The organism is Rhizobacter sp. LjRoot28 (assembly GCF_964253025.1).
In the GTDB taxonomy this organism is placed as follows: Bacteria; Pseudomonadota; Gammaproteobacteria; order Burkholderiales; family Burkholderiaceae_C; genus Rhizobacter.
In genome coordinates this window covers 3,847,738-3,872,033 of sequence record NZ_CAXUQC020000001.1, presented here as the reverse complement: position 1 = coordinate 3,872,033, position 24,296 = coordinate 3,847,738, and the positions used below count along the sequence as shown (strand labels likewise).

22 protein-coding genes are annotated in these 24,296 nt (G+C 68.4%); 12 read left to right on the top strand and 10 right to left on the bottom strand.

Annotated elements, in window-relative coordinates:
* Positions 1-3 precede the first annotated feature (3 nt).
* The 3 genes from ACSQ2F_RS17660 to ACSQ2F_RS17650 are packed head-to-tail and all read left to right on the top strand — an operon-like array spanning position 4 to position 3,707.
* A complete protein-coding gene (locus ACSQ2F_RS17660; RefSeq protein ID WP_436025191.1) occupies positions 4-798 on the top strand; it encodes an enoyl-CoA hydratase/isomerase family protein in 795 nt (264 codons plus the stop codon).
* A 12-nt stretch (positions 799-810) separates the two neighbouring features.
* The gene (locus ACSQ2F_RS17655; protein WP_436025189.1) at positions 811-2,811 is read left to right on the top strand and encodes an acetyl/propionyl/methylcrotonyl-CoA carboxylase subunit alpha; all 2,001 of its coding nucleotides are present in this window, start codon (positions 811-813) and stop codon (positions 2,809-2,811) included.
* Positions 2,811-3,707 carry a hydroxymethylglutaryl-CoA lyase gene (locus tag ACSQ2F_RS17650; RefSeq protein ID WP_436025187.1) on the top strand — a complete coding sequence of 299 codons (897 nt, stop codon included), beginning with the start codon at positions 2,811-2,813 and terminating at the stop codon, positions 3,705-3,707. Before ACSQ2F_RS17655 ends, ACSQ2F_RS17650 begins: the two co-directional genes overlap by 1 nt.
* Before the next feature lie 82 nt (positions 3,708-3,789).
* Here ACSQ2F_RS17650 and ACSQ2F_RS17645 read toward each other — a convergent pair whose 3' ends face one another.
* A complete protein-coding gene (locus ACSQ2F_RS17645) occupies positions 3,790-6,777 on the bottom strand; it encodes an ATP-binding protein (RefSeq protein ID WP_436025185.1) in 2,988 nt (995 codons plus the stop codon).
* 241 nt (positions 6,778-7,018) lie between these two features.
* On the opposite strand from ACSQ2F_RS17645, the gene ACSQ2F_RS17640 reads away from it, so the two are divergent.
* Positions 7,019-7,402: a hypothetical protein gene (locus ACSQ2F_RS17640; RefSeq protein ID WP_436025183.1), complete on the top strand. Its 384-nt coding sequence runs from the start codon at positions 7,019-7,021 to the stop codon at positions 7,400-7,402.
* A 64-nt stretch (positions 7,403-7,466) separates the two neighbouring features.
* Here ACSQ2F_RS17640 and ACSQ2F_RS17635 read toward each other — a convergent pair whose 3' ends face one another.
* On the bottom strand, positions 7,467-8,333 hold the full coding sequence (locus ACSQ2F_RS17635; protein ID WP_436025181.1) for an alpha/beta fold hydrolase: 867 nt from the start codon (positions 8,331-8,333) through the stop codon (positions 7,467-7,469).
* 57 nt (positions 8,334-8,390) lie between these two features.
* Positions 8,391-9,221 carry a cupin domain-containing protein gene (locus ACSQ2F_RS17630; protein ID WP_436025179.1) on the bottom strand — a complete coding sequence of 277 codons (831 nt, stop codon included), beginning with the start codon at positions 9,219-9,221 and terminating at the stop codon, positions 8,391-8,393.
* 157 nt (positions 9,222-9,378) lie between these two features.
* Here ACSQ2F_RS17630 and ACSQ2F_RS17625 point away from each other — a divergent pair, with 157 nt between their 5' ends.
* Positions 9,379-10,176, top strand: coding sequence for an alpha/beta fold hydrolase (locus ACSQ2F_RS17625; RefSeq protein WP_436025177.1), 798 nt, complete (start codon positions 9,379-9,381; stop codon positions 10,174-10,176).
* Positions 10,177-10,219: 43 nt separating this feature from the next.
* On the opposite strand, the gene ACSQ2F_RS17620 is transcribed toward ACSQ2F_RS17625, so the two are convergent.
* A complete protein-coding gene (locus ACSQ2F_RS17620) occupies positions 10,220-11,365 on the bottom strand; it encodes an esterase-like activity of phytase family protein (protein ID WP_436025176.1) in 1,146 nt (381 codons plus the stop codon).
* 271 nt (positions 11,366-11,636) lie between these two features.
* Between ACSQ2F_RS17620 and ACSQ2F_RS17615 the strand changes: the two genes are divergently transcribed.
* Positions 11,637-12,422 (top strand): class I SAM-dependent methyltransferase, encoded by a 786-nt coding sequence (locus ACSQ2F_RS17615; RefSeq protein ID WP_436025174.1) that lies wholly within the window; start codon positions 11,637-11,639, stop codon positions 12,420-12,422.
* Positions 12,423-12,494: 72 nt separating this feature from the next.
* Here ACSQ2F_RS17615 and ACSQ2F_RS17610 read toward each other — a convergent pair whose 3' ends face one another.
* Positions 12,495-12,998, bottom strand: a complete 504-nt coding sequence (locus ACSQ2F_RS17610) for a phosphoglycerate mutase family protein (RefSeq protein ID WP_436025172.1) — start codon at positions 12,996-12,998, stop codon at positions 12,495-12,497.
* Between the two features lie 263 nt (positions 12,999-13,261).
* On the opposite strand from ACSQ2F_RS17610, the gene ACSQ2F_RS17605 reads away from it, so the two are divergent.
* The gene (locus ACSQ2F_RS17605; RefSeq protein WP_436025170.1) at positions 13,262-13,894 is read left to right on the top strand and encodes a hypothetical protein; all 633 of its coding nucleotides are present in this window, start codon (positions 13,262-13,264) and stop codon (positions 13,892-13,894) included.
* A 245-nt stretch (positions 13,895-14,139) separates the two neighbouring features.
* Here ACSQ2F_RS17605 and ACSQ2F_RS17600 read toward each other — a convergent pair whose 3' ends face one another.
* The 3 genes from ACSQ2F_RS17600 to ACSQ2F_RS17590 form a co-directional block, all read right to left on the bottom strand.
* Positions 14,140-15,168: an LLM class oxidoreductase gene (locus ACSQ2F_RS17600; protein WP_436025168.1), complete on the bottom strand. Its 1,029-nt coding sequence runs from the start codon at positions 15,166-15,168 to the stop codon at positions 14,140-14,142.
* A gap of 60 nt (positions 15,169-15,228) precedes the next feature.
* A complete protein-coding gene (locus ACSQ2F_RS17595; RefSeq protein WP_436025166.1) occupies positions 15,229-16,224 on the bottom strand; it encodes an MBL fold metallo-hydrolase in 996 nt (331 codons plus the stop codon).
* Positions 16,225-16,397: 173 nt separating this feature from the next.
* Positions 16,398-17,408 (bottom strand): zinc-dependent alcohol dehydrogenase family protein, encoded by a 1,011-nt coding sequence (locus ACSQ2F_RS17590; RefSeq protein ID WP_436025164.1) that lies wholly within the window; start codon positions 17,406-17,408, stop codon positions 16,398-16,400.
* A gap of 195 nt (positions 17,409-17,603) precedes the next feature.
* On the opposite strand from ACSQ2F_RS17590, the gene ACSQ2F_RS17585 reads away from it, so the two are divergent.
* The 5 genes from ACSQ2F_RS17585 (at position 17,604) to ACSQ2F_RS17565 (ending at position 21,767) form a co-directional block, all read left to right on the top strand.
* Positions 17,604-18,518 carry a LysR family transcriptional regulator gene (locus ACSQ2F_RS17585; RefSeq protein ID WP_436025162.1) on the top strand — a complete coding sequence of 305 codons (915 nt, stop codon included), beginning with the start codon at positions 17,604-17,606 and terminating at the stop codon, positions 18,516-18,518.
* A gap of 129 nt (positions 18,519-18,647) precedes the next feature.
* Complete coding sequence (locus ACSQ2F_RS17580) at positions 18,648-19,448, top strand: TIGR02391 family protein (RefSeq protein ID WP_436025160.1); 801 nt, start codon at positions 18,648-18,650, stop codon at positions 19,446-19,448.
* A 329-nt stretch (positions 19,449-19,777) separates the two neighbouring features.
* The gene (locus ACSQ2F_RS17575) at positions 19,778-20,209 is read left to right on the top strand and encodes a hotdog fold thioesterase (protein WP_436025158.1); all 432 of its coding nucleotides are present in this window, start codon (positions 19,778-19,780) and stop codon (positions 20,207-20,209) included.
* A 52-nt stretch (positions 20,210-20,261) separates the two neighbouring features.
* Positions 20,262-21,077: a class I SAM-dependent methyltransferase gene (locus ACSQ2F_RS17570; protein ID WP_436025156.1), complete on the top strand. Its 816-nt coding sequence runs from the start codon at positions 20,262-20,264 to the stop codon at positions 21,075-21,077.
* A 180-nt stretch (positions 21,078-21,257) separates the two neighbouring features.
* Entirely contained in the window at positions 21,258-21,767 is a 510-nt protein-coding gene (locus ACSQ2F_RS17565; RefSeq protein ID WP_436025155.1) for a PEGA domain-containing protein, read from the top strand.
* Positions 21,768-21,779: 12 nt separating this feature from the next.
* On the opposite strand, the gene ACSQ2F_RS17560 is transcribed toward ACSQ2F_RS17565, so the two are convergent.
* Positions 21,780-22,892, bottom strand: coding sequence for a diguanylate cyclase domain-containing protein (locus ACSQ2F_RS17560; protein WP_436025153.1), 1,113 nt, complete (start codon positions 22,890-22,892; stop codon positions 21,780-21,782).
* A 1-nt stretch (position 22,893) separates the two neighbouring features.
* A complete protein-coding gene (locus ACSQ2F_RS17555) occupies positions 22,894-24,042 on the bottom strand; it encodes an FIST N-terminal domain-containing protein (protein WP_436025151.1) in 1,149 nt (382 codons plus the stop codon).
* Positions 24,043-24,296 lie beyond the last annotated feature (254 nt).

Genomic DNA, 24,296 nt, shown 5'->3' with positions numbered 1-24,296 from the left:
CCCATGAACGACGCGACCCTGAGAATCGAGCACCGTGCGCAAGCCGCCTGGGTGTGGATGGCCCGGCCGCAGGTGCACAACGCCTTCGACGAGGCGCTGATCGCCGCGCTCACCGAGGCGTTCACCACGCTCGACCGCGACCCGGCCGTGCGGGTGATCGTGCTGGCCGGGGACGGCCGCAGCTTCTCCGCAGGCGCCGACCTCAACTGGATGCGGCGCCAAGGCGAGGCGCCAGCGGAAGCCAACCTGGCCGATGCGCGCAAGCTGGCCACCTTGTTCCGCACGGTCGCCACCTGCGCCACGCCGACGCTGGCCCGCGTGCATGGCGCGGCCCTGGGCGGCGGCATGGGGCTCGCGGCCGCCTGCGACATCTGCATCGCCTCGACGCAGGCGGTGTTCGCCACCACCGAGGTGCGCCTGGGCATCATTCCGTCCGCGATCGGTCCCTATGTCGTGCGGGCGATCGGCGAGCGCCAGGCGCATCGCTACTTCCAGACCGCCGAGCGCATCAGTGGTGCGCGTGCCCTCACGCTCGGCCTCGCCCACGAAGTGGTCGAGCCCGAGGCGCTCGACGCCAAGGTCCAGGAGGTGGTCGATGCGCTGCTCGCCGGTGGCCCGGCGGCGCAGGCCGCCGCCACCGACCTCATCCGCGCCGTGGCGCATCGGCCGGTCGACGATGCCGTGCTCGAGGACACGGCCCGTCGCATCGCCCTGCTTCGCGCCACCCCCGAAGCGAAGGAGGGCCTGGGCGCCTTCCTCGACAAGCGCCCGCCCACCTGGACGCCGGCCAAGGCCTGAAGGAGACACTGCATGTTCAAGAAGATCCTGATCGCCAACCGCGGTGAGATCGCCTGTCGCGTCATCAAGACCGCGCGCAGCCTGGGCATCGCCACGGTGGCCGTCCATTCCGAGGCCGATGCCAACGCCCGCCACGTGCGCATGGCCGACGAGGCCGTGCTCATCGGGCCCGCCGCGGCGCGGCAGTCGTACCTGGTCGGCGAGCGCATCATCGAGGCCGCGCGCGCCACCGGGGCGCAGGCCATCCACCCGGGCTACGGCTTCCTTTCGGAGAACGAGGCCTTCGCCGAAGCCTGCGCCCGGGCCGGCCTCGTGTTCATCGGCCCGCCCGCCTCGGCCATCCGCGCAATGGGCCTCAAGTCGGCCGCCAAGGCGCTGATGGAGGAGGCCGGCGTGCCGCTCACCCCGGGTTATCACGGTGCCAACCAGGACGCCGATTTCCTCGCCGGGCAGGCCGACGTCATCGGCTATCCGGTGCTGATCAAGGCGAGTGCCGGTGGTGGGGGCAAGGGCATGCGGCGGGTGGACGCGCCGGCCGACTTCCGGGCCGCGCTCGAGTCCTGCAAGCGGGAGGCGCGCAACGCCTTCGGTGACGACGACGTGCTGCTCGAGAAGTACATCCTCGAGCCGCGCCACATCGAGATCCAGGTCTTCGGCGACACGCACGGGAACTGCGTGTACCTGTTCGAGCGCGACTGCTCGGTGCAGCGGCGGCACCAGAAGGTGATCGAGGAGGCGCCGGCCCCTGGCATGACGCCCGAGCGCCGCGCCTCCATGGGCCGCGCCGCGGTCGAGGCCGCCCGGGCGGTCGGCTACGTGGGGGCCGGGACGGTCGAGTTCATCGCCACCCAGGAGGGCGGCTTCTACTTCATGGAGATGAACACGCGGCTGCAGGTGGAGCACCCGGTCACGGAGATGATCACCGGCCTGGACCTCGTCGAATGGCAGCTGCGCGTGGCCAGCGGTGAGCCGCTGCCCCTGCGGCAGGAGCAGCTCGACATCAACGGCCATGCGATGGAGGCGCGCATCTACGCCGAAGACCCGGACCGGGGTTTCCTGCCGTCGACGGGTCGCCTGGTGCACCTGTCGCCGCCCACCGAATCGGACCACGTTCGGGTGGACACCGGCGTGGAGCAGGGCGACGAGATCACGCCCTACTACGACCCGATGATCGCCAAGCTGATCGTCTGGGGCACGGACCGCCACCAGGCGCTCGCGCGCATGCGCCAGGCGCTCGCGCAGTACCGGGTGGTCGGCGTGTCGAGCAACGTCGACTTCCTGGCGCGGCTGGTGGCCGTGCCCTCGTTCGCCAACGCCCGGCTCGATACCGGCCTCATCGAGCGAGAACACGATCGCCTGTTTCCCCCGCCGGGCGAGGTGCCGACCGACGTCTGGCTGCTGGCCACCCTGGGCGAGTTGCTGCGCGAGGCGCGTCGGGCCGAACAGCAGGCGGCGCAGTCTCCGGATCCTGACTCACCCTGGCGGGCAGTCGATGGCTGGCGGCTGAACGGCCGCTCCGGACGACAGCTGGTCCTGCGCCTCGGAGAGCAGGCGCAAACGGTGGACATCCAGTTCGAGGCCGGAGCCCATCGGCTGTCGGTCGGGCCGGTGCAGGTGCTGGCACGCGGCACCTTGGGGCTGGACAGCGAACTGCTGGCCCAACTCGGCGAACGCCGCTTGCGCGCCGCGGTGGTGGCGAGCGGGGAGCGGCGGCACGTTTTCTTCGCAGGGCGCTCCTGGCCGCTGGTGCTGGTGGACACGCTGCATGTGGGCGGCGCCGGCGACGACCACGACGGCGGCATGCGCGCACCGATGCCGGGCAAGGTGATCGCCCTGTCGGTGGCGCCGGGCGCTACGGTGGAAAAGGGCGACCCGCTGCTCGTGCTCGAAGCGATGAAGATGGAGCACACCATCAGCGCGCCGCGCAAAGGCGTGGTGAAGGGCTTCCACTTCGCGCCGGGCGACCAGGTGTCGGACGGCGCCGAGCTGGTGGACTTCGAAGGGGGCGCGTGATGGCTGCGGTTCGTCTCGTCGAAGTAGGCCCGCGCGACGGCCTGCAGAACGAGCCGCGCAACGTGCCGACGGCGGTCAAGCTGGAGCTGATCGACCGCCTCGGCGCGGCGGGTCTGCGCGACATCGAGGTCACCTCGTTCGTGTCGCCCCGGTGGGTGCCGCAGATGGCCGACCAGCTGGAGGTGATGCGGGGCCTTCAGCGTCGTGCGGGGGTGAACTACCCGGTGCTGACGCCCAACCTCAAGGGCTTCGAGGCCGCCGTGGCTGCGGGCGCGACGGAGGTGGCGGTGTTCGCCTCGGCCTCGGAAGGCTTCTCTCGGAAGAACATCAACTGCTCGATCGACGAATCGATCGACCGCTTCATGCCGGTGGTCGAAGCGGCGGCGCGCTCGGGCGTGCGGGTGCGCGGCTACGTCTCCTGCACCACCGAGTGCCCGTACGACGGGCCGACCCCGCCGGCCCGGGCCGCCCGCGTGGCCGGGCGCCTCCATGCCCTGGGCTGCTACGAGATCTCGGTCGCCGACACCCTCGGAACCGCGACACCGGCGGCCGTGCTGCGCATGCTCGAGGCCGTGTCCGCCGTCGTGCCGGTCGAGCGGCTGGCAGGGCATTTCCATGACACCTACGGCATGGCCATCGCCAACGTCCATGCGTCCTGCGAGGCCGGACTGCGCGTCTTCGACAGCGCGGTGGCAGGCCTCGGCGGCTGCCCGTACGCCAAGGGCGCCACGGGCAACGTCGCCACCGAAGACGTGGTCTACCTGTTGCACGGCATGGGGGTGGACACCGGCGTCGACCTGGACCGGCTGGTGGACTGCGGCCAGTGGATCTCGACGACCCTGGGGCGCACGAACGGTTCGCGGGTCGGCCGGGCCTTGATCGCCAAACGAGGCTGAAACCGCCGTCGTCGCCGCTGCCCCGTTGGCAGCGGTCTGCGGGTCAACCGCGCCGGCGCTCCGGCGCTCGCCCAGGCGTCCCTCAGCCGCCGGGCGCGGTTCGGCGCACCGGTGGGCCCGCTCGCACGTCGGCGAGCAAGCGCTCGATGACCTCCAGTTCTGCGGGCTTGACCAGGTGGTGGTCGAAACCGGCGGCCGCCGTGCGGGCCTGATCCGACGGTTGACCCCAGCCCGTCATGGCGACGAGGAGCACGGGGCGCCCGACCGCTTGCGCGCGCAGACGGGTGGCGGTCTCGACACCGTCCATGCCCGGCATGCCGAGGTCCATGAACACGGTCTCCGGCCAGTCCTGCGCCGCCATGGAAAGCGCCTGCGGTCCGTCGTGGGCCACCCTCACGCGGTGGCCCGTCATCTCCAGCAGCGCCGCCAGCGATTCCGCCGCATCGACGTTGTCGTCGACCACCAGCACGTTGCCCGGTCGGTCGGCCTGTCGGGTCGCAGCTCCTTCGGGCGAGCCCACGTCGTGTGGCGTGCTCTCGGCCGGCGCCAGAGGAAGCCTGACGGTGAAGGTGCTGCCGAATCCGGCGCCCGGGCTCGCCACCGAGACGCTGCCGCCATGCTGGGCCACCAGGCTCTTCACCAGGGACAGGCCGATGCCGAGGCCGCCCCCCGCGCGCGTCTGGTGGGCTCTCACCTGGGAGAAGAGGTCGAAGACGCGGCCGAGTTCGGCCGCCGGAATGCCGATGCCGGCGTCCTGCACCTGGATGAGTGCCGTGTCGCCGTCTCGGCGCAGGCTCACCCGCACCTGGCCGGGACCATCGGAGTACTTGGCGGCGTTGGACAGCAGGTTGCTCAGGACCTGCACGAGTCGGTCGGCATCGCCGATGACGTAGAGGCCAGCGGCCGCAATGTCCAGCACCACCGTCTGCTGCTGGCCTTCGAGCAGCACACGCGTCAGCTCCAGGCTGGCGGCGAGCACCGACTGCAGCATCACCGGTTCGGCGCGAAGGTCGATCTTGCCGGCGTTGATGCGGGCGACATCCAGCAGGTCGTCCACCAGGCGAACGAGGTGGCTCAGCTGCCGGTCCATCATGTCCATGGTGCGGAGCTGCAGCGGCTCACCGCGGGATGCCAGGCGCGCGATCTGCAAGCCGTTGCGCAAGGGGGCGAGTGGATTGCGCAGCTCGTGGGCGAGGGTGGCGAGGAACTCGTCCTTGCGCCGATCGGCTTCGCGCAGCGCGGTCTCGGCACGGGCCCGCTCGAGTGCCGCCCAGGTCCGATCGGCTGTCTCCTGCAACAGGGCGACCTCGTGCGGCGCCCACTCGCGCGTGTCGTGGTCGGCCACTGCGAGGGCCGCGACGAGGCGCTGGCTCTTCACCAGCGGCATGCACACGAGCGACCGGATCTGAAGCGCCGCGAAGCGAGCCGAATCGTCGGGCTGGAGTCGGTGGTCGGTGGTCACGTCGGCCGTCACGATGGGTTGCCCGAGGCGCAGGTGCGCGTTGAGCGGCCAGTCGCCGATGCGGTAGGACCCGGCGATGCTGGCGGTGGGCGCGGCGGCGAAGTCGCTCAGGATCCGTGCGGCGTCGTTCGCCTCGTCGAAGTGGACGTAGAAGCAGCGCGGGACGCCCAGATGGGCCGCCAGCAATGCGGCGGTCTGGCGCTCGATCGATTCGGTGTCCGCCAGCGGGCGCAGGGCGTCACTGAGGGCGACGATGAAGGCGTGCCGCCAGTCGCTGGCGCGCAGGGCATCTTCTCGGGCCTTGTCGCCCGTGATGTCCTGGAACAGGACCGCGACGCGGTCGGGCCGCTGCCCGGCCGGGAAGACATAGAAGCTGAACCATTTGCCGAGCGGTGCGGCGTGCTGGCGATGTCGCTCCCCTTGGCCCGTGCTGGCCACGCGGCCCCAGATGTCGAGCCAATGGGGTTCGAACGAGGGGTCGATCTCCAGCAGCCGGCGGCCGGTGTAGTCCGAGCCCGTCATGCGGATGGCTGCCGCGTTCGCACCCAGGTACCGCAGGTCCACCGCGCGACCGGTGTCGTCCCGGATGACGTCGGCCAGGAGAAAGCCCTCGTCGAGCGATTCGAACAGGGTCCGATACTGCGCCTCGCTTTCCAGCAGTCGGTGGGTGGCGCGGGCGCGTTCCAGGGCCTCCCAGCAGCGTGCGACCACCAGGCGAACCAGGTCGACTTCCTCGGTGGTCCACTCCCGTGGCGTGGCGCTGTGCACCGCCATGGCCGCCGTGAGCCGCCCCTCCTTGTGCAGCGGCACGCAGATGACGGCAGCGATGGAGGTGGCCGCATAGGCGGGCTGATCCTGCACCGACAGCCGTGGATCGGTGCTCGCATCGGTGACCACGTAGGCCTGGTTGGCAAGCATGTGCCGCTCGCATGCAACGCCGAAGCCGCGCACCGGCCAGCGCCCCACGATGCTCGGCACGCGGACCGCATGGTCCCCGATGATGTTGAAGACCGATTCGTTGTCCACTTCGGCGTAGGCCGATCGGTCGACGCCGAGGTACTGCACGAGCAGACGTGCGGTGGCGCCCACCAGTTCGGCCGCGTCGGACAGGCCTTGCGTCTGGTCGAACAGGCTCCAGAGGAAGCGCTGATCCTCGTCTGCCCGCTTCTGATCGGTGACGTCGCTGACCTGGACGACCACACCGATCACCTGGCCGCTGCGAGCGCGGTGGGGGATGTAGGCCGCGAGGGCGTAGCGCGTGCGACCGTCATGCAGCCGAACGACGTTTTCATGGCTGACGGACTCGCCTCCGAGGGCGCGGACGAAGTACGGCCGGGCCGTCTGCCACGTGGCCTCACCCACGACCTCGGCCACGGTGCGACCGACGAATGGCGTGGCTTCGCCAAACCAGGCGCGGTAGGCCCGGTTGACGAGCAGGTAGCGTCCGTCGCGGTCCAGATAGGACATCAGGCCCGGTACCGAGTCGACGATGAGCTGCAGCCGCGAGATGCTCTCGTCCGACGGCTCGGGCTCCTCCGGCCTATCCCGTGGCGCCTCCGGCTCGAGGTTCGGTGCGTCGGTCGGCGCGTCAGGCGGGGGTGGGGCCAAGAGGGATCTCCGGAGGGGCGGGTACGACGAGCACCGTGGGATGAGCCCATGGGTGAGCGCGGACGGGATTGTCGCTTGACGGCCGGAGCCGCGCCGTGGCCGGGCCTTCGGCTCGCACCTCGCCCGTGTTGTCCTACAGGGCTGCGGGCTGCGGGAGGACGGCTTGCGGCGGCCCGGGGGTGTAAAAAAGGATTCGCCCTGCCGATCGTGTCGATCCCGGCGGCGCTGCCAGGAGATTGCCATGAACGACCACCGCTCCAGCCCGGACCCCGCCGTGCACGACGAGGACCTCGCCGAACAAGCCCTCGCCGGCCACGGCGTGCCGTCCCAGGACCCCGATCCCGCGGCGCAACAGGCAATCTCGCCGGAGGAGGCCGAGCGCGAGGGCAAGTCCGTTCTTGCGGGCGGCGGCTTTGTGGGGGGCGCAGCTGTCGGCGCATCCATCGGTGCTGCTGTGGGCGGCCCCATCGGTGTGCTGGTCGGTGGCACGCTGGGTGCCGTGGCCGGAACCATGGGAGCGGCCGCCGCCGGGGCGGAACTCAACCCCTCGGCGGTGCAAGCCGCTGATGCCGAGGCCTACGCCGCTTCGGTGCAGCGTCGGGTTGACGCGGCCGAGCGGGACTGATCGGTCGTGCAGACAATCCTGTGCGGTCGGGCATGCACCTGAGGCGCCGCCAAGGCAGGGACACTCAGGTTCGCTCCTCGTCCCGGTTCCGGATGAAGTCGCGCATCAGGCGGACGCAGACCGGCGCGTGCGTCTCGAGCAGGAAATGCGGGCCGTCCAGCACATGGGCCTCCATGCGGGGCAGGTCGGCGAGCCACGACAGCGTCTCTTCGAGCGCGAAGAAGGGATCGTGGCGACCCCACAGCATCAGGGCCGGTGGCTGTGACCGCTGGAGGCATTCGGCGATCTGCGTGAATCGGGCGACATGGTTTAGGTAGTCCAGCACCAGCGCGCGCTGCGTCGCGAGGCGCCCGGGCATCGACATCACGCGCCAGTCGTCCTCCCACCGGCGCGGGCTGATGCGACCGGTGATGTCCTCCGGCACGCCATCCACGTACTGCGCCCGCGTGCCCTCGGCCGTGAGGTGCGCTGTGGCCGCAGCCTCCCGCTCAGGTGACGGATCTGCCCAATACGCGCGCGTGGCCGCCCAGGCCGGCCCCAGGCCGCTCTCGTGAGCATTGGCGTTCTGGATGATGAGCCCGCGAATTCGTGCCGGTGCTCGGGTGAGCAGGTGGCACCCGACCGCCGCGCCGAAGTCATGCAGGTACAGGAAGAAGGCATGGACGCCGAGCGCGGCGAGCAGGCGTTCGATGCCGTCGGCATAGCGGGCGAACGAGGGTACCGTCAGCGGCTCGGACGAACCGAATCCGGGCAGGTCCAGTGCAATGACGAAGCAATCTCGCGCCAGCGGCGCAATGACCCGGTGGAAGGTGGCCGACGAACTCGGAAAGCCGTGCAGCAGCAAGAGTGCAGGCTTCGTCCGATCGCCCGCAAGCGCCACCGCCATGCGTGCGTCGTCGAACCCGAAGCTGAGCGTTTGATGTCGAGGCATGGCGCATCCTCCTGTCGGCCCTGACCAACGGCCCCTTGCTGATGCAGCGGCGCCTCGTCAATCTACGGCCTGCTGTGCCTGGCGCCAAGCCCGCGGCGACATGCCCATCTGCGCCGTGAAGGCACGCGACAGCGCAGCCTCGCTGCCGTAGCCGACCTCCACGGCCGCCAGCTTGAGGGCGCGACCGTTGCGCAGCAGTTTCTGGGCGAGGCCGATGCGCCAGCGTTGCAGGTAGGTGCCCGGCGTGCAGCCCACCGTCTCGCGGAAAGTGGTGGCAAACACCGTCCGGGACATGCCGGCCCGGGCAGCGAGGCTTTCCAAGGACCAGGGCTGATCCGGCTCGTCGTGGATGGCGACGATGGCGCGGCGCAGCCGCTCGTCCGAGAGGCCCGCCATCATTCCGGACTTGACGTGGCCCTGGGCCATCAGTTCGCGCAGCACCTGGATCAGCACGAGCTCGAACAGGCGGTCGAGCGCCGCCTGCCGCCCGCAGTGCTGCGCCTCCGCCTCCGCAAAAAGCAGCGACAACAGGGTGGCGCAGCTGGGCAACTCGTCGAGGGCCAGGCACACCACCTCCGGCAAGGCGCTCGCGATGGGGTGCGCTTCGCCACCTTCGAAGGCAACCTGGGCACAGAGGAAGTCGGCGCCGCGCTGCGCGTCGGTCACGAAGCGGTGCGTGAGCGGACGCGGGTACATCAGCAGGCTCGGCCGGTCGATGTGCAGCGTGGTCAGTTGATGGTGCACCGTCACTTCACCCGCGCGGATGAGGTGGAGTTGCCCGAGGCCCGGCGAGGCGTCGAGGGTGTTGACGCCGCAGAGGGGACCCGTCTGGAAGGTGCGGGCGGCCACGTTGAAGTGCTTCAGGAGCGCGGCGAGTCGGTCGGGCATGCTGAACGATTGGTTAAGTTGTCAGTACGAATGGGTGCGTATCGTACGGCAGTCCGGCGGAAACTTCGTTTTGTCGGCGCTGTAGACCTTTCTCTGGAAGCGAAAGCGCCGGTCAAGCCAACCCTCCAATCCACCTCTTTTGAATCGGGAGCTCGTCATGAACCGCAACACCCTCCGCCGCCTCGCCCTGCCGCTCGCCACCCTCGCTTCCGCTGCCGTCGTGGCCACCTCGCCGGCCGGTGCCGCCGCGCCGAAGCCCACCGTGATCCTGGTGCACGGCGCCTTTGCCGACGCGGCCAGCTGGAACGGCGTGATCGCTCAGTTGCAGGGCAAGGGCTACCCGGTCGTGGCGGCTGCGAACCCGCTTCGCACCGTGGCCAGCGACGCCGCCTACGTGGGCTCGGTCATCGACCGTGTGAAAGGTCCGGTGGTGCTCGTGGGCCATTCCTACGGCGGGGTGGTGATCACGAACGCCGCGGTCGGCCGCGCGCAGGTGAAGGCGCTGGTCTACGTGGCCGCGTTCGCGCCGGAGGCCGGGGAGTCGGCGCTCGACCTGGCGGGCAAGTTCCCGGGCGGCACGCTCGGCGAAGCGCTCGACGCCCCGGCCGCATTGCCCGAAGGAGGCGTGGAACTCTCCATCCAGCAGGACAAGTTCTGGCAGCAGTTCGCGGCGGATGTCAGTGAGTCGCAAGCTCGGCTGATGGCCGCGGGTCAGCGCCCGATCGCCGAGGCCGCACTGAAGGACCCCACGAAGGTCGTCGCCTGGAAGCAGCTTCCTTCGTACTTCGTCTACGGCACGGCCGACAAGAACATTCCGGCCCGCGCGCTCGGGTACATGGCCGAGCGCGCCGCATCGCGCAAGACGGTGGTGGTCGACGGCGCCTCGCACGTCGTCATGACGTCCCGGCCGGAAACCGTTGTCGCCTTGATCGAGGAGGCGGCCGCCGGCCGGTGACGGTGTCGTGCGCGTGGCGTCGGGCTTCGACGCCACGGCTCGCTCACTGCATCACGACTTCCAGCACGATGAACTGGGTGGACTGCGTCTCGGCGGTGAAGTTGTTGTCGGCCACGAGCACGAGGGTGCGGTTGCCGTTGGGCAGGGTCTTGCCCCAGGCGAGGCCTTCGATGTTGTCCAGCTTGACGCCCTGGTAGGTGATGGGCATCTCCAGCAGCAGCCGGCGGGTCATCGGCGTGAAGGTTGCGCCGACGAGCCGGTCGACCTTCGAGACGTCCGTCGTGCCGGCCTCGATGCTCGTCAGCACCAGGCGGATGGTGTTGCCCACGCCGGAAGCGAAGGCCCGTTCCACGGCAATGAACTGGCGCTCGCCGACGGCCATCATCTCGGACAAGCCGTTGTCCGGGCCGAAGGGCGCACCCGGCGCGGCGTCGACCGGAATCGGAGGCAAGGCGTAGGCGTACTGGCCCTTGGGCTGGCCGGAGGCCGGGTCGAAGGCGGTCACCCGCACGACGCTGCCGGCCTGCAGGGAGGTGAGCGGTCCGTCCTGGATGAGGGCATCTTCGTTGGCCGCGAAGACGGTGCCGCCCGGCGCCACGGCCAGGGCCTCGAACAGCTTGTTGCTGCGTGCGCCGGCGCTGGCGTTGTCCACGTACTGGTACATGGCAGGCATGGCGAACTGGCGCACGAAGCTGCCGTCCGCCTTCATCTCGCGCACGAAGGGCTGGTAGCGGTTCGCCTCGGCGGCGGCCCAGTTGCCCTCGGACGACCAGTACAGGTTGCCGTTCGGCGCGACCCGGATCGACTCCGGATCGACGGTGCGGGCGGTGGCGGGGAAGGGCGTGCCGTCCTCGCGCAGCATGTTGCGCTGCTGCTGCACCTTGACCGTGACCGTGCCGGCCGTGTCGTGATCGATGGCCAGGTTGTAGAAGCGGGGCGTGCCACGCTCGCCGCCGCGATCATCGGCAATGGCCCAGAAGCTGCCGTCGGCCGCACGGTCCAGCCCCGAAATGCCCCCGAACTCGACGCCCTCGAACAGGGTGCCGGTGGGAATCGACGTGCTGCCGACGAGCTTGAGCGAGGCGATCTGCGCAGGCGCCGCGGCAACGTCGTCGTCGCTGCCGCCGCAGGCGACCAGCAGGGCGGCAACGACAAGCGGCGCGAAGCGCAGGGAAGGGGCGAGGATCATGGGAACTTCGTCTGCAGGAAATGGGAAGGTGTGCAGGCTAGTCAGTCGACATGTCGCGCGCGTGACGACGCGGGCTGTCTCGCTTGCGACGCGCGGCAGCGGAGAGGTGTCCCCCTAGGTTCGCTTCGCCACGCCGAAAGGCATTGAATGCAGCAGCGACAGCGCCTATGGTTCGTCACCCCTCCATCCGGCATCCTGCTGGCGCGGTGGGCACTGCGCGCCCGGTCCGGGCATGGCGAGGCAGCTCCCACGACCCGGAACGGAGGAAGACATGGCCATCCCCTTGCTGGCGCCGGTGGCGCCCATTCCCGATTCGCGGGCGCGTGCGGCGATCAAGCGCATGCTGCGGCGCTCGGGCCTCGGCGATGCTGCGCGTGCCTGGCGCCGCTCGTTGCGCCAAGCCGGGCGGCATGCAGGTCGGGTGGACGAAACGCTGGTGCAGGCCTACCTGGCTGAGCATCCCGTGCGCCGCCTGCACATCGGCTGCGGCCCGCACCTGCTCGACGGTTGGCTGAACGCGGACTACGAGCCGAGAGCGCGCAGCGTGCTGTGCCTGGATGCGACGTGCCGGTTCCCGCTGCCGTCGAACAGTTTCGACACGGTGTTCAGCGAGCACATGATCGAACACGTTCCGCATGCCGGCGGGGCCGTGATGCTGAGCGAGGTCTTCCGTGTACTGCGGCCCGGCGGCCGCGTGCGCATCACGACGCCGGACTTCGCGTTCCTGGTGCGCCTGTATGCCACTTCGGCCGAGCCTTCGCCGCTGCAGCGCGCGTACATCGAATGGGCGTGTGCGACCTTCGTGCCGAACGCCCCGCAGGCCGATGCGCTCTTCGTCATCAACAACTACGTGAGGGACTGGGGGCACCAGTTCATCTACGACGAGCGCTGCCTGCGGGCCGCCCTGCTCGACGCCGGTTTCGCGGAGGTGCAGGCGCTGCCTCTCAATGAGAGCACCGACCCGGCCTTGCGTGGCGTCGAGAACCTCGACCGCATGCCGGAGGGCTTTCTGGCGCTGGAATCGCTCACGCTGGAGGCCCGCAAGCCGGAAGACTGAAGACGGACCCACGCCCTGACGCACCGACGCACCGACGCGTCGAAGCGTCGATGAGTCGGTGCGTCGGCTGTGTCAGTACGCGAGCCGCAGCACCGAGGCTGCACCCTGCGGCCGCGGCGTGACGATGAAGACACTGCCGTGGTCGCCCGCGGCGAACTTCAGGTCGGCGGGGCCACCCAGTGCCGCCATGACGGCGGGCAGCGTGTCGGAATGGCCGATGACGACGACGGTTCCGTCCGGCGTCGTCCGCAGGGCCTGTACCAGTGCGGCCGTGTCCGGCTTGGCGATGAGGGTGACCGGCGCCGCGCTGCGGTCCGCCAGTGGCTGCGCGGTTTGCTGCGTTCGCAACACGTCCGTCACGTAGATGCGGCTCACGCCCGCCTGCGACAGCAACTGGGCCAGGCGCTCGGCCCGCTGTCGCCCGGCCTCGGACAGGGGCGTGCTGGGAGGCAGCTGCATCTGCTGGCCCTCCAGTTCCGCGTGCCGGACGAGGACGACGGTGGGCTGGGCGGCGGCCGCGCTGCAGAGGGCGACGGCGGTGATGGCGACGAGGCGCCCGAGGGATGCTGATGCCATGGCGGTCTCCCTGTTCGGTGGTGCAGCGGACATCGTGCGCCTCTTTGCAAGGCGTGCGTCTCCCTCGATCGAGGGAGACCCGACCGGTGCCACGCTGTCCGCGCAGCCGTTGCGGCGAAGGCGGTTCGGGCAGGCAGTTGCACCTGATCTCGCCCGGCGCAGGCGTGCGAAACCGCACGCTTCGGTCTTTTTCTTCGCCTCGTGTTTGCCCGTAGCGGTTGTGAAACGCAGGACAGCGACAATGCCGCACCACGACGCCTGCCATGACGACCCTGCCCGCAGCCACCGCCGACTTCTCCTCCGACGCGCAGGGCGCCCGCCCGTCATGGCGCAGCCGGTTCGCCGCATTGGCACACCGCGCGCTCGGGCGTCCTGCTGAGCCGGTCAACCAGGTCGCACCAAGAGCGGTACCGCATCCGGCGCCCGCGACCGTCAAGGTGCCGCGCGCCCCGGCCGTGGCGCCCGCCATGCGGTCGGTTCCGGTTCCACTTGCCGCGCTCACCCAGGCGCTCGACCGCCACCCCATGGCGCGCAGTCGCATGCGGCACCTGGCCTTGGTGGAGTCGTCCTGCATCCTGAATCCCGCCGACCCGTTCGCCAAGCTGCCGCCTCGCGCCATGGAGGTGGCGCTGCGCCAGCTCGACGTGATGCTCGGCCGCCATCCTGAGCTGCACGTGCTTCGGCTCCAACTCGAACGCCAGTTGCAGGCGCACCGCACGCGCATCAAGGCCGCATTGGCCGCCGAGGACCGGCGTTGGCGGCCCGAAGCCGGAGACAGCCTGTTCTTCGAGTCGGCCTTCGCGTCGGATTCGCAGCTTGGCGGCCCATGGGGCTCCACCGGTTTCATGGAGACGCTTCCCCTCGAGCGTGCGGCCGACCGGGCCCGGGGCGGCTGAACCGGGCCACTGGCCAGGCCTCGAACCCTTCGCGCCTGCCGCGTCGCGCACCCCGGGACCGGTTGGGGTGTGACTTTAACGATTCGTCTGCAGTCACCGCAGGCGCTAAGTTAACGGCGGGTACTGCAAGCGCCACGTCAATGAGAAGCGGCCCCGAGGGGCCGTCTTCTGTGACTTGCTGCCAACGCGAATGCTGCGTATCCAGACGGCTGCGTTCGCCTGAAAGCGATCCATTAGTTCGGCGGCTAGGAGCGGGAAGGAAACGTTGGCAATACGGACTCGGCGAGTTCTTCGAGCACCTCCCTTACAGGCCGCCGTGACGACTTCATGTTCAGTGCAACGTGATTGACACCGCTCGCCCGCAGGCGTTGGAGGTACTCTACCAACGCCTTGCGACCTGCGGCCATGCCGGAGTGAATCGGCTGCACCGGAGCGTTCGCATCGTCGAGCAGGTCGAAGAAGAGCCCCTGGGCAAACGGCTTGAACGTGCCCGGCGATTGGACTTCCACAGCCGCGCGCCAGGCTTCTGCGATAAGCTGGGTCTTGCGCTGATCCACAAAGTAGTACATCCAGCCGTCCGCGTGTTTGGCAAGCCATGGCAGCTCCTGCCGGCTTCTACCGACGACGATCGTGGGGAGCGAGCCGACGACGGGCTTGGGCAAGATGTCCAGATCGCCTGAGAACGTGCCGAACCGCTTGAAACCTCCCACCGGAAACCGCTGCTCCGAGGCGAGCCGAACCATGGCCAAGGCCTCCTGGAAGCGATCACCTCGGACCTCGTAGTCCGCCCCCACGCCGAAGAGCGGGTACTCGGACGGTCGGTCCCCTGACGCGACACCCAGCAGCATGCGTCCGCCGGACAGGGCGTCGATGGAGGCGGCCTGCTTTGCCACGTTCACCGGGTGCCGAAGCGCAATCACAGAGGCCGCCGTGCCGATCGCGATGTTCTTCGTGTTCGCTGCCAGGAAGCCCAGGTACACGTGCGGGTCGAACACCTGCGCCGTGTCGCCGAAGCTCGGATCGTACGTCGGCACATCCCGCGCCCAGAGCGCGGCGAAGCCGAGATCGTCCGCCAGCCGGGTGACTTCCGCGTGGTCGCGCATCGTGGGCGCCGGCGTGTTGGGATACGCCTCCAAGGGCAGGATGAAGCCGACCGTCAGCGCATTGGGCGCGAAGGTTCTTCTGAATCCTGGATGCCGCGTGAACGGCTGAGACGAATCTTGAACTGTCATGTTGGCCTCGTTGCTGAAGCGGCAGCCGCTGAGCGATGTCACCTATCGTGGGGGCAAGGAGGAGGAAAGCCGCTCCTGCGGCCTCCTCGCCCGACGAGATGATCAATTCGCCTTCTTCACTTCCTGGCGACGAACATCCGCGTACTCTGTGGGCACCCAGCTGTAGCCGACGGCCTCACGTCGCACATGGCCGATGCCGGGGAACGGGTGGTGGGCCGCAGCGACCAGCCAAGCGTTGTCCGCAGCCTGGGCCAGGATGTCCTTGCGCGACTGAACCGCCGCCTTCGGATCCACGTCCACTTCGATGGTCACTTCGGGATGGGGAAGCTGAACGGCATGGAAGTGCACGATGTCGCCCCAGATCAGCAGGGTGTCCTTTTGCGATTGCAGCAGGAACGACGTGTGGCCCGGCGTGTGACCGTGCGAACCCACGGCGCGCACTCCGGGGAACACCTGCTGGTCTGCGGTGAACTCCTTGAAGCGACCCGCGGCGGCGTAGGGCTTGATCGCCTTCTGCGCCATGTTCACGAACACGGCCTGGTCCTTCGGCAGCTTCGCGGCGCTGGCATCACTCAGCCAGAAGGCCGCGTCCTTCTTCTCGGCCCACACCGTGGCATTCGGGAACGCTGCGGTGCCGTCGGGGTTGGTCACACCGCAGGCATGGTCGGGGTGCATGTGCGTCAGCAGCACCGCCTGCACGTCCGCCGGCTTGTAGCCAGCGGCCTCGATGTTCTTGACCATCTGGCCCATCGTCGGGCCGAAGCAGTCCGACGATCCCGAGTCGACAAGGATCAACTTGTCGCCCATCTGAACCAGGAAAGCGTTCACGGCCGTCTGGATGGGCTGCACCTTGGCTTGGAACTCCCGGGCGATCAGGGCTTGGATCTCGCCCTGTGTGCGGCCCGTCAAACCCTTGGGGTCGAGGCCGACGTAGCCGTCGTACACGGCGGTGACCAGGTAGTCGCCCACGGAATGACGGTAGAAGCCGGGAACCTGCTGCGGCTCAGCGGCCCAAGCCTGAGGGGTCGCGGACAGAAGGGACAACAGCAGCGCCGGAACGATCCTGCGGGTGGCCTTGAAAGCACCAGACGAAAACATGAGAAGCATCCTGTGTGGAGAGGCGAAATTGCCAGACTTAAATCTAGATGTCGCCTTGCTTGCTGGCGATGCGCCCACAGGGAATGCACTGGACCGGAATTTCGAAACAGTGCGGCCAACAAAAAAGGCGGTGGGGGTCCATCGCCTTGTCGACACCGCGCCGCGAAGCGGGTTCAGTTGATCTTGATCACCACCTTGCCGAACGGACCGCGGGCCAGGTGCTCGTAGGCCAGCTTTGCATCCTTGAAGTCGTACGCGCGGTCCACAACCGGTCGGATCTTGTGTTCGTTGAGGAACACGTTCATTCGATCGAAGGACGTGCGCGGGGCCACGGCAATGCCGCGGATGCTCGTCTGCCGGAAGATCAGAGGCATGAGGTCGAGCTTCGATGTCTGCCCGGTCATGAATCCGATCTGGGCCACGATGCCGCCCACCTTGGTGGCCAGCACCGACTGGTTGATGCCGTCGCCGCCTGCCACGTCGAGCGTCACGTCGGCGCCCTTGCCGTCGGTCAGCTTCAGCACCTCCTGCTCCCACGTGGGCGTCGTGCGGTAGTTGATGCCGGCCCAGGCGCCGAGATTCTTCACCGCGTCGAGGTTCTCGTCTCGGCTGGACGTGACGATCACCTTGGCCCCCATGGCGGTGGCCAGCTGGATCGCGAAGATCGAGACACCGCCCGTGCCCTGGACCAGCACGAACTGACCCGGCTGAACGTTGGCCACGTCCACCAGCGAATACCAGGCGGTGAGCGCAGCAATCGGGAGCGTCGAGGCCTCTACATCCGACATGTTGTCCGGCGCACCTACGGCGCTGTCCTGGTGGATCAGCATGTACTCGGCCAGCCCGCCCGGAAGGGGCGAACCGAAACAGTAGGCGGGCTCGTCAGGCTTCGGCGTGCCTTCGATCCAGCGCGAGTACAGATGCGAGTTGACCCGGTCCCCCACCTTGAAGCGTGTGACACCATCACCCACCTCGACCACGGAGCCGGCAGCGTCGCTCACGGGAATGAGCGGTTTGGGCACGAGGTGCGGTTCATAGATGCCGTCGACGATGGCCTTGTCGCGGAAGTTCAGCGACACGGCGCCCACCTTGACCAGCAGTTCACCCGGGCCGGGCTTCGGCGTGGGGGTCTCCCCGAGTTCGAGGTTGTCGAGACCGAAGTCTTTGAGTAGCCAAGCTTTCATGAATGTCTCCAGCAGTGAGCGAGCCAGCACCCGGGAGCCGGATGCACAACTGGAATTTTGCGAGTCGCACGCCGGCGGACAAATGCCCGGGCGGAGACAACACTGTTATGTCGGCTCGAAACAATGACGTGTGCGGACCGAGTGCCCGCCGCCTACACTTTCCCAGCGGCAAGGGCCGAGCTCACCTAGGTACCGATGGAACTCCTGCAATCGATGGAAGTGTTCGTGAAGCTGGCCGAGGTCGGGAGCTACACCAAGGCGGCAGACGCCATGCAGATGAGCCGACCGCAGGCCACGCTGGTCATCCAGGAACTGGAGCGACAGATTGGGGCGAGGCTGTTGCACCGCACGACCCGGAAGGTGACGCTCACCTCCGAAGGAGAAGCCTTCTACGACCGTGCGAAGGACATCCTGGGCAGCGTCGCCACCGCCACCGCCATGTTCGGCAGCGCCGGCGGGCCCGTGCGCGGCCGGCTCCGGATCGACCTGCCATCGGTGTTCGGGCAACTGCCGTTCTTCGAGTCGCTGAACGATTTTGCCGCGCTGTACCCCGAGATCGAGCTGGGTCTTGGCGTGACGGACCGGCTCGTCGACCTGGTGGCCGAAGGCATCGACTGCGCCATCCGCATCGGTGATCTGACCAACTCGACGCTGGTGGCTCGCCGCATCGGTGCCGTCAAGATGGTCACCTGCGCCGCGCCCGCGTACCTGGAGCGGATGGGTACGCCCGAATCGCTCGCCGACCTCAACGCGCACCGGGGTGTGAAGTTCATGTCCGGGGAGAGCCGGCGGCCACTGCCGTGGCTGTTCAAAGACGCGGGCCAAGAGACCAGTGTGAATGCCATCGGACGGGTCAGCATCAACGAATCGCACGCGTATGTGCAGTGCGGCGTCGCGGGGTTCGGGATCGTTCAGCTGCCGGGGTTCATGGTCGATCGCGAGCTTGCTTCCGGTGCGCTCGTGGAGGTTTTACAGGAGTTCCGACCGAGCGCTCGACCTGTTTCACTGCTCTACCCGAGTCGAACCCACGTCGCGCCGCAAGTCAACGTGTTCGCCGCTTGGATTCGGACCAGCTTTCCCAAATTGCGGCCGGAGTGGATCGAGAACTGAGACGGGCCGGATGGCCGGTTTCGCTGTGCATAGCGGACGTGCCGCCGAAGGTTCCGTTCGGTTGTCCACCGAGTGTCTCGTCGCGAGCCCTCCGATAATCTCGGGCCATACGAACCGTTGCCGAGCAACATGAACCGAATCCCTTGTTTTGATTCAGCGCTCCTCGAGGCGGTTTGCAGGGTTCTCGCTGATACGTCGGAAGGTCTGACCGGACCGGAAATCGGCGCAATCCTCGCCGATATGGCCGTGGCAGACACGCACCCTGCCGCGACGAAGTGGAAGAGGCTCTTCAATGCTTTAGCTTGCGTGCAACACCAGCATCAACTGGGAAACCATGTGATCATGTTCATCAACCGGGCAATGGCTCCGGCGAAGTATGTTCGCGCTCCCGAGATGTTTCAGTGGCGCCAAGACAACTTGAATGTCGCCCTGTCTTTGGCTGGGTTCGGCGTGAATGAACGAGGCCAAGTCATCACGACGACTCGTGAAATGACAGTCGCAGGGGCGGTCGCACGGGCGAAGCGTCTCCAATCCAAGCTTGAGGGGCGTGGAACTCACGCTCAGGTCTTCGTCTACTGTCGGGCCGAGCTGCTGACCGACAACTACTTTCACGCCGTCCTGGAGGCGGTCAAGGGGGTGGCGGAACGCATTCGGCAGATGTCTGGACTCGCGTCGGACGGAGCGGAGCTCGTCAACCAAAGTTTTTCGACAAAGACGCCCATCCTTGCCATCAGCAGCCTCAAGACAGAGACCGAGCTCAGTGAGCAAAAGGGCTTCAGCAACCTGTTGATCGGCTTATTCGGCGCGATTCGCAACCCCATTGCGCACGCCCCCAAGGTCTCTTGGCCAATGCCCGAGCAAGACGCGCTCGACATCTTCGCGCTCGTGTCGTTTGTGCATCGCAAGCTCGACGTCGCCGTCAAGCTCTGACGTTGGCGACGCGATGCGCTGGGCCCAGCGGCATCATCGAAAGACCGTCTTCAAAATCGCGACAAAGTGCAGCTCGTAGCGAAACAGTCGGACGAAGTGCAAAGCGATGGGAAACCAGGCCGCAGACCGAGCAACTGACTCTCCGGTTGAAGTGCAAAGCCATCACTAACGGGAACTGCGAGGAAATGGTCAAAGTCACAGGGGAGTCGCGCACGCGACCTCCCACCCGCCCGAGCTTCTGCTAAGGTCGATCGGCCTGGACCTGCGGGCCTCGGCCAGGCCGGCATCCGTGCCGCCGCGCGCCTTCTCTTTGAACAGGAGTTTCCCCGATGGCAGCCATCTGGCAACAGGACATCAGCGTCGAACGTGTCCGCAAGTCCAACGAAGCCACCGCCGCTTCGCACCTCGGCATCGAGTTCCTCGAAGTCGGCGACGACTACCTCAAGGGCCGGGTGCCGGTGGACGAGCGCACGCGCCAGCCGGCTGGCATCCTGCACGGTGGCGTGTCGGTCGTGCTGGCCGAAACGCTGGGTTCCGTCGGTGCGGCGTACGCGGCACCGGCCGGCAGCCGGGTGGTCGGGCTCGACATCAATGCGAACCACATCCGTGCTGTCGCCAACGGCTGGGTCACCGGCACGGCCCGCCCCATCCACGTGGGTCGCACGACCCAGGTGTGGCAGATCGAGATGACCAACGACCAGGGGCAGGTCACCTGCGTGTCGCGCCTCACCATGGCCGTGCTCACGCCGCAGGCGCGCTGAGCCCTGCCTGCACGCGGCCGCCTCACCGTGCCGACCGACTGACGCATCCGCCATGGCGCCCGCACCCGGTTCACCGGCACCCGCCGATGCGTGGCAGGTCGGCAGTGCCTACGAGGCGTTCGTCGGCCGCTGGAGCCGTCGCGTGGCGCCTGACTTCATCGAGTGGCTGGCCCTGCCGGGCGGGCTGCGGTGGCTGGACATCGGCTGCGGTACCGGCGCCTTGTCCCGGGCGATCCTTGACGGCGCCGAACCGCGCGCGCTCGTCGGCGTGGATCCCTCGGCCGGCTTCCTTGCCGCTGCAGCACACGGCCTGCCGCCCGAGGTGATGCTGTGCCGGGCCGGTGCCGAGGCCTTGCCCTTGTCCGACGCCTCGGTCGATGTGGTGGTGTCGGGGCTGGTGCTGAACTTCCTGCCCGATCTGCCTCGGGCCCTCGCCGAGATGCACCGGGTGCTGGTGCCGGGCGGCCAGCTCGCTGCCTACGTGTGGGACTACGCGCAAGGCATGGCCCTGCTTCGCCATTTCTGGGCCGCCGCGACATCGCTCGACCCGCGCGCCAAGGCGCTCGACGAGGGCGTGCGGTTTCCCCTGTGCCGCCCGCCCGCCCTGCTCGCCGCGCTGACGACGGCAGGATGGCGTGATGTCGAGGTGATGCCGCTCGACGTGGCCACGCCGTTCGAGACCTTCGAAGCCTGTTGGACACCGTTTCTCGGCGGGCAGGGCCCCGCGCCGACGTACGTCGCATCGCTCACGGCAGACGCCCGCGTGGAACTGGCCGCGGCCTTGCGCGCCCGCCTGCCGATTGCCGCGGACGGCAGCGTGCCACTCACGGCGCGCGCCTGGGCGGTGCGCGCGCGACGCCCCGACTGACGGGTGTCGACACCGTGCCGCGACACGCGGCGCGGGATGAGCACTTCCTCACGGGAGTGCGGCTTTTTGCGCCGGTGTCGATGAGGCACCACAGCGACGGCATCGACCCCATCGCGACGTTGCCGGCGTGAGCACGAATGGCTAGCCTTCCGCGCTCAACAACAACGGGGAGGAATCACCATGAAACGCACCTTCGCTGCCGCGGCAGCACTCCTGGCCTTGTCCGGCTGCGCCAGCATTTTCAATGGCAGCACCCAGTCGATCGTCATCCGCAGCGTGCCGGAAGGCGCGACCGCCTCGGTGACGAACCGGGCCGGCATCAAGGTCCATACCGGCACGACGCCGGTCACCTTGACGCTCGCCCGCGGTGCCGGCTACTTCAAGCCGGAGATCTACAAGATCGAACTGGCGATGGAAGGCTACGCGCCGCAGGAGCTGACCGTCACCGGAACGCTCAGCGGTTGGTACATCGGCAACGTGCTCTTCGGCGGCCTGATCGGCATGCTGGCGGTGGACCCGGTCACCGGCGCCATGTACGTCTTCCCGGACAGCGTCAGCGCGTCGCTGCAGCCGCAAGGCGGGGCCACCACCGGTGCCGCGCCTTCGCTCACCATCGTCTCCACGGAGAGCCTGACGCCCGAGCAGCTGAAGCAGGCGCGGGCCATCGAGCCCACGGCCACGCCGCGCTGAGGCGCGCCGGCGCTACGACACCTCGCCGGGGTCGAAGAAGCGGGCGGTTCCTCGGCCCCTTGTCTTGGCGAGGTACATGGCGGCGTCGGCATGCTGGATGAGCGTGTCGGCGTCGCGACCATCGTCAGGTGAGAACGCGATCCCGATGCTGGTGCCGCTGTTCACCACGTGCTCGCCGAGCTGGAAGGGCGACGCGAAGGCCTGTAGCACCTTCGCCGCAATCAGTCCGGCGGCTTCGCGCGAGCAGGCGGGACCGAGCGCCATGGCGAACTCGTCGCCTCCCTGGCGCGCGACGAGGTCGGTCTGCCGCACGCAGCCCTGCAGCCGCCGACCCACCTCCTGCAGCAGCAGGTCTCCCGTCGCATGGCCGAGGGTGTCGTTCACGGCCTTGAAGTGATCCAGGTCCAGGAACATGACGGCGATGTGGCTGTCCTCCGCCTGGGCGTCGACCAGCATGGCCTGCAACTGGGCATGGAAGTGCGCCCGGTTGGGCAACCCGGTCAGGCTGTCGTAGGTGGCGAGGTAGCGCATGCGCTCATCGGCCTGCTTGCGCTCGGTGACATCGCGAAAGCTCCAGATGCGCCCGATGGTGTGGCCGTCCATGCGCTGCGGGGCGGAGCGCAGTTCGAGCGTGCGGCCGTCGATGCAGTCGATCTCGAAGGCCGCCTCGCGGTCGAAGGCGTCGTCACGGTGCAGGCCCTGGATGCGGCGGATGAATCCGGAGCGGTCGACCACCTGCCGGGCCAGCAGCCCGAGGAGCTGCCCGCCGCTGGCCGTGCGCACCAGCGAGGCATCCAGCCGCCACAGCTCGCTGAAGCGCTGGTTGCTGTCCACGACGTTCTCTTCGAGGTCGATGGCGATGATGCCGTCCAGGCTGGAGTCGAGCGTGGCCCGCACCAGCGACAGCGTGCGCTGGAGTGCATCCTGCGTGCGTTGCAGGCGGGCCGTTCGCTCGCCCACCAGCTGCTCCAGCGTGCCGTTCGCCTTGAACAGGTCGTAGGCATTCTCTTCGGCCTCGGCGCGTCCCTCGGCGGACTGCATGAGCACGCTGTTCGTCTTCTCCAGACGGCGGATCCGCTCGCGCAGCTCGCGCACGGTGCGGTGGAGATCGACTTCGTCGTCCATGTCAGTGCCCGATGGCCACGCCCGTGAGCGACAGGTTCACGTGCATGGCGTTGAACTGCTCGCCGTAGGTGCTGAAGCCCACCGCATGGTGGTCGCGCATCAGGACGCCGACCTGGTCGATGAGCCCTTCGCGGCGCATCTCGTGGTACCGGAACACGCAGTCGCAGGCGATGAGCAGTGCGGGTGCGCCGATCTCCGCACGGACGGCGGCCAACTGCGCGGCCAGGGTCTCGACGTAGTCGGTGGCCCTGGCCAGCGACAGCACCACGCCGACGTCGACGGCGCAGGCGAAGGTCAGGCTGTGGTCCGGGTTGGCCCAGCCGATCGAGCGCGGGTAGTACTGCCCGCGCCGCACCACGCCCACCGGATAGCGGGCGAAGGTATTGAAGTCGAGCTGGTCGAGCGGGATGCCGGTCAGGCGTGCGTATTCGCGCGCCGCGAGGTCGCCGTTGATCTCCTGCACGGTGCGGGTGCGGGGATCCGCCCCGGTGATCACCATCTTGATGTCGGTCGGCTCGTAGTTCTGCGTCTTGAAGACCTTGAACCGGCGGGTGGTGCGCACGAGCATCAGCACCGCATGGTCGACATGGAACGCCCCGTCGTGGAAGACGCGCGTCTCCCGGCCGACATCGAGGCCGTCGCCCGCCGAGCCGCCGAACATCGGAATGTCGCCCAGGCCGGAATGCAGCCCGTGGGCCACCCGCTCCTCGCGCAGCGCGGTGCCATCGATCATCAGGAAGCCGAAGGTGTTCTCGCCGGTGGGGAGCGGTCCGCTGCGGGCCAGTTCGCCGACGAGCCGGGAGGTGGTCGTGGCGCCGGTTGCGGGGCTGAATTCCTCGAGTGCCGCGAACGTGCCCACGGCCACCTGGAAGTCCGGCCCGGCCAGTGAGAACCCGCAGAGCGAGGCCGAGGCGTAGCCCTGCGGCCCGATCTCGGCGGCGGTGGTGGTGCCGATCACCGTGATGCCGGGGAACGCCTCGCGCATCGCGGCGGCGATGCGATCGAGGGCGTAGGCCGTGGCGCAGAAGAAGACGACGACGGCTGCATCCGGACGGCCGACCTGGGCGCGGAACTCCGCGACGGCCCGCTCCGGGTCAGGGTGGCTTGACGCGCCGCGCAGCAGGGCAGGGGTGGAGGATGGCGGATTCATGGCGATGGACACCGGACTTGCTAACGCCAAGCATCGGCGGACGGCGCGCAAACTGGAGCGCGCCAAGCCCGCGCGGGCTGAATCTGTCAGATCGTGCGCGACGTTCCGCCCTGCGGTGACGCGCCGACCGGCGGCAGACCCTGGATGTGACTGTGCCTGGAATCGGGCGTCATGGGTATCGGCCGGTCGGGGGATGCCGTGGCCGGGGTGCCGAAGCGCCCAGTGAGGGCGGGGCGGTGTGGGGGAGCCGCGCG